The organism is Entomohabitans teleogrylli (genome assembly GCF_001484765.1).
In the GTDB taxonomy this organism is placed as follows: Bacteria; Pseudomonadota; Gammaproteobacteria; order Enterobacterales; family Enterobacteriaceae; genus Entomohabitans; species Entomohabitans teleogrylli.
In genome coordinates this window covers 33,260-45,492 of record NZ_LLXO01000032.1, presented here as the reverse complement: position 1 = coordinate 45,492, position 12,233 = coordinate 33,260, and the positions used below count along the sequence as shown (strand labels likewise).

The following is a 12,233-nucleotide window of genomic DNA, read 5'->3' as shown; positions in this document are numbered from 1 at the left end:
CAAATAAATTGCACACCAGCTCACCGTTAGCTTTGTAAAAAAAAGGGGGAGTAAAGGCTGTAACATTAGCTAGCCGGACTTAGATATCCGGTTAGCTAGGTAGTGGGATGAAGGCATATAAATCTTTTAGTTAATTATTGATGACGTTGCATGCCTCCGTATAACCATGTGAGCAAGACTTCCTCAAATAATCACCGGCCATACTTTGGTTCATGTGTACACCAACCCCATTATAATACGAAATATATAGATTGAATTCAGCCTGACCATTTCCTTTAGCTGCAGCCTTTTCCCACCAATCTAGAGCCTTTTTCATATCGCGCTCTACACAGCGCCCTTTACTATAATGGTTTCCGAGATTAAGATATGCCAAATCATAATCTTTACTTGCAGACTTATTTAGAAGCTCGAGTATTTTAGCACAATTCCCATCACTTGAACCTGAGGTTGAATACATCATCGCTAAGTTATTTTGCGCAACCGGATTACCATTCCGGGACGCTTTAACGTACCATTCCTCAGCTTTTTTTAGGTTTTTTTTGACACCCTTGCCATAATAATAAAAAGCTCCCATATCTACTTGAGCTTCAGAATTACCTTGATTTGCAGCCTTACCCAGCCAAAAAATAGCCTTATCATAGTCACCTGAAATCGTAAGATACATTCTACCTAAAACAAATTGTGCGTGAGAATCTCCTGCTGCTGCATCTTTCTTAATTTTAGCGTAATAATCATCACTTGCTTCAACACGCATAACCAAAAGAAACAAAATAAAAACAAGGAAGCTGTTTTTTTTCATTTTTTCTCACCATTTAAACATAGGATCACATTCATTACATTCACCTTTATTCTTTCAATAACTATCGTGACTATTTACACCAAAAGGATCTCCGTAAACATCAACACCACCAGTCATTGGCAAACCACTCGCTGGATTAATATCACACGAACTATTATTAAAGTTAGATTCATTACAAAAATAAACTTCAGAGCCTGAATCGTATGTGGTATCAAACGCATGAGTATCATGACTTTCGTAATTTTCAGAACCTGGAATGTTTACCGTAGGAAAAGAAAGTATCTTATCATTTCCTGCGCCCCTCATATCTGAATTAAAGTTAGGGCTTCCCGAATCAAATGATGAAGATTTGAATTTTGAATGTCGTAAATTATGACCTGAGCCTCCTTTAATTCTTCCCTTTACTTTAGGATAGAGTTGCAGACGCTTGCTCAAAATATATGGTTGATATAAAAGAATGGAAATCAAGCAAAATACAGGGTTAACCATACAACAAATAAAAACAATAACCATATCCTTAGCCCCCCTTCCATCGGTTAAGTTCAGGAGGTTAGACTTCCTGCTTGTTTCATAAAGCACATACTTAAATACCCCAAGCCATAAGGCAGTTATAAGCACAAAAAAAACAATCACAGGTGTAGGATAATCATATAATGTGCATGAGATATATATCATTAACAACATAAAAATTGGTTTCATCCTACACCCTCCTAAAAATTCTATCCTTAACGCTTATGTTTCTCCTGAAAATCCAGAGCTTTTTTCGTTAACTCATTCCTCGTATCTGCCCCGGGAATTAACTCCTGATTTTCCTTTTTGCTATTATATTCTTTTTCCATTTTATTTCCCTCTGATTTATGGGTACTTTCTAGATCTGTATGCTGATTTTGCACTTCATTACCTTGCTGCTGTATACGCTGCTGCGTTTCATGATGATTTCGTTTATTCTGAGATATCATGGAATCAACAGTCTGCTCCACGTTATTTTTAATCCCCGCATCTCGTGTCATGGCCTCGATACTATGGGTATTACGTCCATAGTCAGCCATTACCGAGCCACGGTCATCACCACCTGATACCCCGGACATATTCTGACCAATGTTTTCGCGACTTTGTTGATAGGCCACATCAATCTTAGGTTCAACCTGGGATTTGACGAACTCACGCGCCAGGGCTTCACGTTGCGCCGCGACTTCAGGGGAACTGGTGTTGGTCAGAATAGCTTCTGCATTCTGTGGCACGCGCTGCTGAACAAAGTTTGCAAACTGCTGAGTCAGGTTTTCACTCATTTGACCACTCATGCTTTCAGTACGAGAAGCCATCTCACTGTATTCATGACTACGTGTCCGACTGTTCGTGTACTGGTCATAACTGTTCTTGGCACTGGAGAGCGATGCCGCAAATTGGTCAACACGCGAGCTGGCATTATTATCTGTAGTATTACCGGAACTGGTGTTTTTACGGCTGGTAAAGTAATCAGATGATTCTTTGAAGTCTTTTACTGACTGAGCACTGGAATCATGATTATTACTGTCAGAACTACGGCCAGACTCACTAACGCTATCCTGTGAACCAGAACTTCCCGTACCTCTCATTGAGAGTTTTCCTCCAGCTTCTGCTGTCGCCCCTGTTCCAAAAACGTTAAAACCTCCACTAGCTTTTACACTTCCATACACCTCTCCTGAAACATCACCACGAACTGATTTATCCATCAGTTCGTTAAAGGCTTGCTCCCTATTAATATGATTTGCCTTCGCATACGAATCTACAGCATTCCACATTTTGCTTCTGGCCATTGAATCCTGAGAGGATTCCGTGTTGTCGGCTCCGGAAGTCATGGAAGAACTGGTCCCCATATTCGTACCAAACTGCTTCAGGCTGTTCCAGGCGCTCGTCACGCTGCTGTTATAGCCATGCAATGCACTTTCAGCCTGCACATCCGACTCTCTGGCCATTTGCTGCTGTGCACTGGCGATCTGTCGGCCGACATTGATGTCTACTGGAAGTTTCGACATTGCACCACCAGTATCCCAGACCATTGAACCATCTCTTGTCTGCGTACTCATTCCGCCGTTCGCCAACTGACGCGACATTTGTCCGAAGCTGGTCGAGCTGTTGGTACCCCAGCTGTAGCCGCTGACGTTCTCCATCTGCATATTGGCAAAGGAATAGTTCCCGTCCACCACACCGGAAGCGGCCTGCGACGTCGAACTGAGGCCGGAAGAGGCAAAGTGGCTGTAGGCACTGGAGAATCCGGCCCCCATGCTTTTCACCATCGCCCAGCTGAGCGGGGGGATCATCATCGATATATACCCTGCTGTGGTCGCAATATCCGAGTTTTTCAGCTGCACCTGAGAGAGTTCAGACAGGACCACCGGCACACCGTTCTGTTTCGCATAGTAGGCCATCGCACTGTTCAGGATGGCATAAAGTAGCGGCCATGACTGCAGCCATATCAGGGCGAACATGTACCCTTTCAGCACCTGGAGGGTCATCATATTAAACATCGCGGCCATCACCATCACCGGGAACATCCCAATCATGATGCCCAGAATTACCGTCTGCATCATGGGTAATGAACGCAAAGCCTGATGCCCCATGGTTGCCTGCGCCAGACGCTGTTTCTCCAGCGAAGAGGTATTTGCGATATTGACCAGACTGGCGGTGTCACCACTGCGGGAAGCATAGCTCTGGATACCGTTACGCAACGCATTCATGGTGACGTTCTGGCGGATAATCTGCCCGGCATTCTGACCTGAACTGTAGAAATAGCTGTAACTGTCGCCAATCATCTGACTGAACAGCAGATCCGGATTCGGTTTGCCACCAAACAGCTGGCGTACATAGTAGCTCCATGTTTTTCCGCCGGTCTGGGAGTCCAGCGCCAGCGCTGACTTCAAATCACGGGACGCGTCCAGGCAAGTCTGAAATGTATTATTTTTATCAAATACACCCCGTAGCGGGCTCGGGTTGGAAAATATCAGGGTATAGGGATCGGCCGAGTTCAGCAGTTCCTCAAAGGTGTACTTGTGGTTAAGGAAAATATCGCCCATCACACAGTTCTGCACATAGTCGGAGAACAGCGTGGTGATTTCCGGGTTCTGTGAAATAAAGTCCGTGCTTTTGGCGACCAGATTACCGCCAAATAACATGCCGGTTTTACTGTACGTTACGCTGTCCGGTAGAGAGAAAATCATCTCATAGCTCTGGACGAGGGCATTCCCGACGCGCGTGGTCAGCGAGGCGGGAATCGCCAGGCCAATCGGGACATTATCCACTTTGTAGACCTGGGCCACGTTACTGTAGTCAATTATCTGCACAGGCGTGCGGACAACGACCAGCATGGAGACCAGCGTCAGGGAGAAGACCCAGCCAATGAGGTCCATGACGTTGTGTTTTTTCACCCAGCTGATACCCACAATCAGCACTGAAAATGCGATGCACATTTTCTCGATAGATGTCCAGGTGCCGGTATTCATGAAGGCGGCAATGGCATTGAGATTGCCCCGGAGCCAGTCGCCTCCGGCGATGGTGTAGATTTCAAGTGGCGTCATCAGAGACTCCCTCCGAAATGGTAGTTATTCTGGTAGCGGGTCATCATGCGGGCGGATACCTGCTGGCGCATGTAGCTCATCTGCCGGTCGACAACCAGCAGGGCATCCTGCTGAACCTGCACCCGGGACTGGAAAGCGGCAATCTGCACACTCGCCTGGTTCAGATTTTCCAGAATTAAATCCATTGTCGCCTGGGGGTAGTTGCCTGTGGCGATCATGGCCCGGGCCTGCTGTATCAGCTCCTGGATGTACTGCAGCAGAATGTCGTAGCCGATATAGTCCGTCAGCTGATAAATCAGGGTGTTAGACACGCCCAGCATCTGCGGGTCGACCAGATATTTGAATACCGGAATGGTGGTGCTGGAGATAAAGCCTTTCTCCATCTCGGTGAGCGCCTGGTCTGCTACCGCCTTATTCTGGATACTGCTCAGCAGCGCTGAAATCTGGTTCTTGAGCGCCTTGTCAGTGGAGATGGTCACGGAGGCATCTGCCACGACCTTCAGGCACTTCTCTGAATCATTGCAGTGGTAAATTCTGGCCGTTCCCCCTTCCATCATGGCCTTAATCAGATCCTGGTCCGTCGTGCGTGCCGGCAGCGGGGTGATTTCACTGTTCTCACCAAAAACCAGTGTGCCGGTCAGGGTCATGACGAATTCCTTGAGTTCCTTATTGCCGTCAAAGAGCCGGTTTTTGGAGAGCGCGTTCCACATGACGTTGATGTTTTTCATGACGCGCTCCTTGTCCTTGTCGCTGGCTTTATCCTGCACCTTGCCCATCTGCCCGCCGACCGAACAGCCCTGGCGCGATGCCGCCCAGTCGGCAAAGATATTGCTCTCCCCGGCGATGTCCTGGCAGACCTTCTGCTGTGCCACCTGAGTGCGGGGGAACAGACCGCCCACAATGCCCTGCGCGGCCTGGCAGGAGCTGAGGTTCATGCTGTTGATGTCGCTGGCCATCTTCTGCAGGAAGTCCTTGGCAGTTTTGATTTCGGGTACCGTGGTCTGCAGGGCGAGATCGAAGAAGTAGCCCGCGGCGTTGGACATGATTTGCTTGCCGAAGCGCTGCAGCTGCTCGCTGTTAATGAAGCTGAATGAGCCCAGGTACGCATCGATGCCGCCGCAGCCGGCGTTAATATCCGGCAGGGTCATGCTGACCAGCTGGATGGTTTTCACCTGCGTTCTGGCATACAGCGAACCGCCGGAGGCGTAGCCCGCCGCCTGCCCCTGCCAGACCTGCGGCTGGCTGGTATTGGACGCGAACCCCAGCCGGTTGAAGAAGTTGTTCATGTCGCCGTTGACGTCAGCTACTGCTGAAAACGACATGCCCAGCAGAAACCCACTCGCCAGTGCCGTCTTCTTAACCTTGTCCATTGTTCGGTGCCTCCATCATCTGAAATACCGTATCCATTCTGGCCATAAAGCCCTGCGCATCCGTGGCACCCTGCAGAACCGGGTACGCCGCCAGCGTGTGCACGTTAACCAGAAACGTCGTCGGCGTGGCGACCGGGATGTTCGGGAAAAAGGTCTGCATCACATCCGGCGGCACCGGCAGCGCCTCCGGGAACGCCTCATCGCCCTGCCCGTCGATGGTATAAGGAAAGACAGAGAAGCCATGCTGTCCGGCCAGCTGCTTCAGGACCGGGTCAAACTTGTGGCAGTACGGGCATTTTCCCTGCATGAACAGCACCACCTTCCAGTCACGCAGGTCCACCTGCCTGCCGTTGCTGAGCCGGAACCAGCGGGGCTGAGGAGCCGGCGTCACAGCCCGGGGCGCATCATCATGCCGGGAGGCTGATGCCCCCACTGAAATGCCTTGCGGGTTCCAGAGCGACTTCACTTCATCAAGCGTGCCCGCGCGCGCCATGCCGGAGAGGGCCAGGAGTAAGGTCGCCATTGTTGCAGCTGTTTTAGTTGTGTTCTTCAGGCTGTTTCTCACGGGCTTTCTCCTCTTTATCAGCGTCGGCAATCAGGGCATTGAGAATGCGGTATCCTCCACAGATGACCATGCCTAATCCCAGGATTTCAGCGGCCTGAACCGCCATCTCGGGTTGTTTTCTGACCAGCCTGGCTATCAGGTGGAAAAACACGCCCACCGCCAGCACCCACATCCCCGTGATATCTAAATCGGGAAAACGAATCTTTCGCATAAACTCTCCTTAAAAATTGGGTCTGAAATCACTGGAGACATAGAGGAACTGTTTCGCCAGGTCGTCCTGGCTGATAAACCCGTAACTGAGGGGCTTCACCTGACCGCTTTTCGGGTTGACCAGCATCATCGCGGGGAAGAACTTCACGCCGAGCTGTTGTGCCTGCCCCTGGTCCACCCGGCTGTCAGGCAGCATGGGGTTAATGACACCGTCGACGGAGACCGGTATCACGCTCAGGCCGTAGGTTTCCCGGAAGTTCTGGATCACCTGGACCAGCTGGCCATCGATGGCCTCCCCGCCCCGGTAAAAAAACATCACACCATAGTGCTGTGCGAGCGTGGCAATGGCCTGCCGCTGTTCGGCATAGTCGGCAGCCAGCTGGTTTTTCACGGTGCCGTTGTAGTGGCTGTACTGCAGGTTGTAATCGAGCTCCGGGTTTTCCAGCATGGCTTTCTTCGCGCTCATCGAGAACAGGCCTGCCTGCTGCGTCCAGTAGTTCTGCAGGCGGAAATACTTCACGAAATTCTCAGATGAGGGATACAGAATGGCTTCATACAGCGAGCGTTTTGTGGCCGCCTGCAGGGCGGAAAGCTTCTCCAGAATGTCCATTCTGGCCGGGGGGGAGGCCGGTGCCGGAGGCTTTTCCTGTTCGGCGGTTTTTCGCTTCTCGTTGTACCACTGCCAGCCCGCATCTTTGGCGAAAGCCGGCGACAGGGTGCCGCAAAGGCACCCCGCCAGAATGACGGTGTGTAGTTTTCGCATGGAATACCTGTTGTGATGAGTTAGTGCTGCTGGCGTGACAGGTGCTGATAGACGGTATACTTATCGAGCTGCGTATCGTTTCCTGCGTCATCCCTGACTTCAAATCGATAACCACTGCAGTACAGAGGCACATCATTTATCGTTAAATCCACCCGCTCCCCGTCCCGGATAACCCATGCAGACTGCGAATCTTTGTCGCACTGAATGCCCCAGGCCCGGTTGGTTTGCATAAACGCATTAATTTTTTGGTCCCGCCACAGGCTGTAGGACATGATACAGACCAGAAAAATGACAAAGGCAGAGACAAATATCATCGTCAGTCTCTCTCCGCTTCTCTCTTCCATGAACGCTCCTGTTGAGGTGTTATTTTGCTGAAGACTGCGTGAGAAGTTCTTTAATGCGCGCTCTGGTCTTTTCCGTCAGTTCTGCGTTCTCAGGGATAGCCTGGTTATTCATTAAATCCTCCATGAAGTTCGTGAAATCCAGCTGATCAAAGTTAATGCGCTGAAGTTCATCGACGCTGATACCCCGACAGTCCGGGCTTTTTGCCCCACCAAACCCGATATGCAGCTGACCGTTGCGTCCCTGCTGCTGCACTATCTGCGCCAGTTTTGAATCGAACTGACAGTAGCTGCGTTTTTTCTCCAGGCAGATACCGAGGACTTTTTTAGAGCAGAACTCACCGATGCTGACAGTCAGCTTGTCGGCTTTTGCTTTCGCCAGCGCTTTATCCTCACCGCTGCAGCGGGCCAGTCCCACATCCTGGCCCCAGCCACTGTCCTTACAGCAGTTACTGAACCCGGCAGCGAATTTTTTGCAGTATTTCGCACTGCCGGTGAAAGCCCTGACGTCCACGCCGTCCAGTTCAGCCACATCCTTACCGGCAGCGGCCAGGGCCGCCAGTTCGGAGACCGCCTGACCAAAATCATTGTTCTTTCCGGAGGTGGCCTTCTCACATTCGCCATCGAGACAGAACACATCTCCACCACAAATCATCTGCTTTCCACTTGTCCGGGTTTCACAGGAGAACGTGGCGTACTCATGAAGGCAGGTCCCGCCCTCACTGGCGAAGGCACACTGGCGTGAAGACAGGGTACAGGCCGCATTATTCATCAGGCTTTCACAGGTGCCGTTATCCGCCGGCTGTGTCATCCAGGTATCCCGGTATTTCCAGCAGGCCTCCGTGAATGACCAGTTTTTCCCGTCAACCACGATGCTTTTTGTTCCGCCCGGACTGATACACTCTTCACTGACCCGGGTTCCCTCATCCTTACTGAACGGGCAGCTTTCCACCCAGACCACGGCCGGCGCATAGGTTGTCCGGGTGACGTCCATCACCAGTGTCACCGTGACCTGGACCGATTTGACGTTGACGGTGGGCACCGTTTTTGAGGATTTCGTCAGACTGAAGGCCTGGCCGGAGGTGACCGTTTTGTCGACGGAAAACGATTCATGAATTTTGCCGGTGCCATCGTAACGTGTTGTGTTGCAGTGCGTGTTCTGACCGCCGGAGCAGAGCGTCAGCGACCGGGGCCACTGAACCACACTGACCGGGAACGACTTGTCCATAAACGTCAGCTGGTCGTTAATGGCCTGCTTACAGCTGTCCCGCACCGCCCCTTCGTTGTCACACTGACTGATGAAGGCGATAACCATATTGTCACCGTCCAGTGAGACACTTTTCAGACGGCCGCCTTCCGGCATTCTGACGGTCCCTTTCCACTGCGTGGTGCCGGCGCTGTGACTCAGGGTGACCACCTGCTTCGTGGTGACCTGCTCTGTCACTGTGGTCGCATTGTCCTGAAGTGTCGCCTCACGCGTACAGAATTCCTCGACCTGCAGGTCACGCTCGCAGGTGTGGTTCGTGAATTCGCTGCGGTTAACCACCTGGGCCGTGCAGGCCTGTCCGGTATCACCGACGATAGTGTCCGCTTTCGATTCCGTATCCTTTGCTGCCTGAATGAACGGCGCATCCGGCGAAACAAGGTCCGGCGGGCGGTTCAGGAATGATTCCGTAATGGTCTTACCGGTATCGCCCTGGCTGAACTCAGAGGCCGAGTCGCCTTTCAGGGAGCTGTCACCGCTGGCGGTGACGCCACCGTAGTATTTTGTCTGGTCCGGGTTGTCGGTATACCCGGGCAGGTTTTGCTCGCCGCTGAAGTTTTTCAGCGAGTCAATCCCGCTGCCCTGCACCTGCTTCGCAAAATCTGACCCGGCTTTATAATCGGTACCGCTGTCAGCACAGGCCGGTGATGCCAGCCAGATGAAGGCACTGAGGACAGAGGCGTGCAGCGCCAGAATAATGGGGAGAGATTTCATTTCGGCGCCCCCAGCATCTGTCGGGCCGTCTGTGCGCAGTCTCCTGTTGCCGACACCTTTTCCAGCGCCTGTTTCAGGCGAATATTGCCACGTACCACGTCATAACCGGCCTGACACCGTACCACCAGGGCCGGCACACTGCGGATGTTGTACTGTGAGTACAGCGTCGGGTCGATTTGAACGCCGTCGGTGACGCCGTCCTTTACCAGCTGCATCACCGCGTCAGTGGTGGTCTTCATGTCATTGTTGATGAGTCCCCGCAGCGTCGCCGGAATACCGTACTGGCGGGTTTCGTGCAGCATCCGCTTCAGCCCCTCTTCCGGTATCGAGAAGGAGACAAAATACAGCGCCCCTTCTGCCGGCTTTTCCTGATTCGCCGCTTTCTGCTGGCTCAGAAGATTATCGATAAACTGGCGATCAGATTTAGGCAGAGGATTGCGGCTGATTTGCGCCTCAAGCTCCTGCTGCAGCTGTTTATCCGGATGCTGGCGCAGCTGTTCGCTGAGGTTCTCCTGCTGTTTCAGCCAGGCTCTGTCTTCGGTTGTCGGGCCAGCAGCCCCACACACCTTCATGGTCAGTAAGGCCATCACTATCATCGCATTGATAAATTTCATCGGAGACTCCTGTCAGAGGAAGACGCAGTTGCGTTTACGCCACATCAGATAGCCGTAGTTCTTTCGTGAGTTGGGGGGATTTCGTCCCGCTTCCCAGCGCATCACGCTGCGCCCCAGGGGATGGCACTGGCCGCTGTCGGGGTACATGTTCACCATCTGATAGCGCCAGCGCTCTTTGGGGATAATCGGGGACGGATACTCATAGCAGACTGCCTTATCCTTGCCGATGCTCTCCATGATTTGTCCCTGCCGGTGAAGCTTGTACGCCATGCGCTCGCTGACCAGTAAAGAGGACTGCAGCGGACTGGACTCGTTACTGACCCAGCCGCTGAACGGGTACATCGAACCCTGAGAGCCGGCGCACCAGAACAGAACATCCAGCGGCATATGAAACGCGCTGGCCATCGCATCCGCCGCACAGGCCCCCTGCGCAATCGGGTTGGCAAACAGAATGGCTTCCGGATTCAGGATGGTGGTCAGGCTGCTGTCCACCCAGGTCGGGTCAATCTCGGACAGATAGGCAATATCCATGTCTCCGCCCTCCAGACAGCCTGCTGACGTGATGATGTTCAGCCAGTAGGTCAGCGGGTATTTGTACCAGTGAACGTGATAGAAGGCCCCGTTCACCTGTTTGTCGTCTTTTTTCGCGGTCCCCATGCCGGTTTTGCCAATATTGATACTGAGTCCCCCCAGATTGACCATGCAGCCCGGCGAGCGGCTGACGTCCGTCATCGCCATTGGTTCCCAGTACCCGATAGCCAGGCCGGGACGAACAAACAGCGGCGGCGGAGCCGGGCAAAGCTGCAGGGGGCTGCCGGGATTGCTGGTATCTGGCAGGTCACCTTTGCCGACCTGGACGCTGCCGAGCGACAGGGGGAAGATACAGCGCCAGCACACATCGGTGATCGGGTTGACGAATCGCCCCTCACAGGAAGGGTCAGCAGCCGCACTGAGGCTGTACCCCCATAACGCCAGGGCACTCAGAAGGAGAGTCAGGGTTTTCACAGAAACATCCTTATTTAACAGGGAAGATCTCAATATTCAGCCGCTCACCGGAGGGTGCGGGGGTGATACGTGCGGGTACCGCGGTCAGCCCGAAGCGCTGGCTCAGCACGCCGTTCTGGTCGAAGTAAATCCGGCTGTCCAGCGCGGCAGAGGTGTCCGGCACGCTGCCCCGTACAAGGATAATCTTGCTCATCAGGGTCTCCGGCACCTGGCGCTTCATCCACGCCACCTGGTCGGCGTCATCCCCGTTGATGAAATACAGGGTCTGCATAAACGGCACGGTTTTCAGCGGGTTCACCACCTCGCCCTTGCGGGCAAACACCCGCCCCTCCTGGTCTTTCAGGTCTTCGCTCAGACGGAGGCTGGGATCAAACCAGCGCTGTTCATACTTCTCTGCTCGGGTTATCCCTTCGACCGGGGCCGGGCGCTGGCTGTTTTCAATGACGCGTTTTTTAAAATCGTCCATGGTCTGATCCCACTGACCGGAGGTCTGCAGATTCTGCAGCCGCTGCGTGATGAGCTGCAGCATGTCCTGCTCCCGCACGGGCCATAAATCCCCCCAGGTCCCGAGGTCAGCGGCCTGGGTCAGCGGCGACAGCAGACAGCCGGCGAGCAGATACCCACGAAGTCCTGTCATTCGCGTCCCCCTTTCATCCGGCGGGCAATCTCCGTCTGGATTTTGCGGGTCACATCAGGCGCGCCCTGAACCACAGCCGGGGAGACCAGGATAACCACGTGATGCTGTCGCTGGTAATCCGCCAGGCTCTTCTCCAGCGCGTCGTTAAAACGCTCAGAGAGCGCTTTCGACTGGGCCTCCGTCAGCGGCTTCTGGCTGACGCTGTCCATAAAGCTGTCGAGCGTTTTTTTCATGTCGAAGGCTACCAGCCGTGGCGTGGTGCGCTCCAGTATCACCCGCGTGAGCACGCTGCTGGTTGCCAGCGTGCAGGCCATGAGGGCGAGGATGACCAGAAGCTGGTGAAACGTGAAGAGCGTTGTTTTGTTCGTCTGTACGGCGTTGTTTTCCATAAGAGCAT

13 protein-coding genes are annotated in these 12,233 nt (G+C 52.9%); all 13 read right to left on the bottom strand.

The features are described from left to right. Nucleotides 1-130: 130 nt before the first annotated feature. Genes AQ981_RS23035 through trbI form a run of 13 tightly spaced genes read right to left on the bottom strand, consistent with a single transcriptional unit; the run spans nucleotide 131 to nucleotide 12,225 of the window. Nucleotides 131-799, bottom strand: coding sequence for a tetratricopeptide repeat protein (locus AQ981_RS23035; RefSeq protein WP_058914104.1), 669 nt, complete (start codon nucleotides 797-799; stop codon nucleotides 131-133). Nucleotides 800-853: 54 nt separating this feature from the next. Further along, nucleotides 854-1,498, bottom strand: a complete 645-nt coding sequence (locus AQ981_RS27785; protein ID WP_154675977.1) for a hypothetical protein — start codon at nucleotides 1,496-1,498, stop codon at nucleotides 854-856. 26 nt (nucleotides 1,499-1,524) lie between these two features. Beyond that, a complete protein-coding gene (traG, locus tag AQ981_RS23030) occupies nucleotides 1,525-4,353 on the bottom strand; it encodes a conjugal transfer mating-pair stabilization protein TraG (protein WP_058914103.1) in 2,829 nt (942 codons plus the stop codon). After that, a complete protein-coding gene (traH, locus tag AQ981_RS23025; protein ID WP_058914102.1) occupies nucleotides 4,353-5,723 on the bottom strand; it encodes a conjugal transfer pilus assembly protein TraH in 1,371 nt (456 codons plus the stop codon). The genes traG and traH overlap by 1 nt, the downstream gene beginning before the upstream one ends. Beyond that, nucleotides 5,710-6,288: a type-F conjugative transfer system pilin assembly thiol-disulfide isomerase TrbB gene (gene trbB / locus AQ981_RS23020; RefSeq protein WP_058914101.1), complete on the bottom strand. Its 579-nt coding sequence runs from the start codon at nucleotides 6,286-6,288 to the stop codon at nucleotides 5,710-5,712. The genes traH and trbB overlap by 14 nt, the downstream gene beginning before the upstream one ends. After that, a complete protein-coding gene (gene traQ, locus AQ981_RS23015; RefSeq protein ID WP_058914100.1) occupies nucleotides 6,260-6,499 on the bottom strand; it encodes a type-F conjugative transfer system pilin chaperone TraQ in 240 nt (79 codons plus the stop codon). The genes trbB and traQ overlap by 29 nt, the downstream gene beginning before the upstream one ends. Nucleotides 6,500-6,508: 9 nt before the next feature. Then, nucleotides 6,509-7,261 carry a type-F conjugative transfer system pilin assembly protein TraF gene (gene traF, locus AQ981_RS23010; protein ID WP_058914099.1) on the bottom strand — a complete coding sequence of 251 codons (753 nt, stop codon included), beginning with the start codon at nucleotides 7,259-7,261 and terminating at the stop codon, nucleotides 6,509-6,511. A 20-nt stretch (nucleotides 7,262-7,281) separates the two neighbouring features. Continuing rightward, nucleotides 7,282-7,605, bottom strand: coding sequence for a hypothetical protein (locus AQ981_RS23005; protein ID WP_058914098.1), 324 nt, complete (start codon nucleotides 7,603-7,605; stop codon nucleotides 7,282-7,284). Nucleotides 7,606-7,624: 19 nt separating this feature from the next. Next, on the bottom strand, nucleotides 7,625-9,580 hold the full coding sequence (gene traN / locus AQ981_RS23000) for a type-F conjugative transfer system mating-pair stabilization protein TraN (RefSeq protein WP_058914097.1): 1,956 nt from the start codon (nucleotides 9,578-9,580) through the stop codon (nucleotides 7,625-7,627). Beyond that, a complete protein-coding gene (trbC, locus tag AQ981_RS22995) occupies nucleotides 9,577-10,194 on the bottom strand; it encodes a type-F conjugative transfer system pilin assembly protein TrbC (RefSeq protein ID WP_058914096.1) in 618 nt (205 codons plus the stop codon). Before trbC ends, traN begins: the two co-directional genes overlap by 4 nt. Nucleotides 10,195-10,206: 12 nt before the next feature. Next, entirely contained in the window at nucleotides 10,207-11,190 is a 984-nt protein-coding gene (traU, locus tag AQ981_RS22990; RefSeq protein WP_161969189.1) for a conjugal transfer pilus assembly protein TraU, read from the bottom strand. A 19-nt stretch (nucleotides 11,191-11,209) separates the two neighbouring features. Then, the gene (traW, locus tag AQ981_RS22985) at nucleotides 11,210-11,836 is read right to left on the bottom strand and encodes a type-F conjugative transfer system protein TraW (RefSeq protein ID WP_058914094.1); all 627 of its coding nucleotides are present in this window, start codon (nucleotides 11,834-11,836) and stop codon (nucleotides 11,210-11,212) included. Beyond that, complete coding sequence (gene trbI, locus AQ981_RS22980; RefSeq protein WP_058914093.1) at nucleotides 11,833-12,225, bottom strand: type-F conjugative transfer system protein TrbI; 393 nt, start codon at nucleotides 12,223-12,225, stop codon at nucleotides 11,833-11,835. Before trbI ends, traW begins: the two co-directional genes overlap by 4 nt. Nucleotides 12,226-12,233: the final 8 nt, after the last annotated feature.

Coding starts and splice junctions, on each gene's coding strand:
- traG (WP_058914103.1), bottom strand. CDS start 4,353: ATGACGCCACTTGAAATCTACACCATCGCCGGAGGCGACTGGCTCCGG.
- traH (WP_058914102.1), bottom strand. CDS start 5,723: ATGGACAAGGTTAAGAAGACGGCACTGGCGAGTGGGTTTCTGCTGGGC.
- AQ981_RS23005 (WP_058914098.1), bottom strand. CDS start 7,605: ATGGAAGAGAGAAGCGGAGAGAGACTGACGATGATATTTGTCTCTGCC.
- AQ981_RS27785 (WP_154675977.1), bottom strand. CDS start 1,498: ATGAAACCAATTTTTATGTTGTTAATGATATATATCTCATGCACATTA.
- trbC (WP_058914096.1), bottom strand. CDS start 10,194: ATGAAATTTATCAATGCGATGATAGTGATGGCCTTACTGACCATGAAG.
- AQ981_RS23035 (WP_058914104.1), bottom strand. CDS start 799: ATGAAAAAAAACAGCTTCCTTGTTTTTATTTTGTTTCTTTTGGTTATG.
- traF (WP_058914099.1), bottom strand. CDS start 7,261: ATGCGAAAACTACACACCGTCATTCTGGCGGGGTGCCTTTGCGGCACC.
- traQ (WP_058914100.1), bottom strand. CDS start 6,499: ATGCGAAAGATTCGTTTTCCCGATTTAGATATCACGGGGATGTGGGTG.
- trbI (WP_058914093.1), bottom strand. CDS start 12,225: ATGGAAAACAACGCCGTACAGACGAACAAAACAACGCTCTTCACGTTT.
- traW (WP_058914094.1), bottom strand. CDS start 11,836: ATGACAGGACTTCGTGGGTATCTGCTCGCCGGCTGTCTGCTGTCGCCG.
- traN (WP_058914097.1), bottom strand. CDS start 9,580: ATGAAATCTCTCCCCATTATTCTGGCGCTGCACGCCTCTGTCCTCAGT.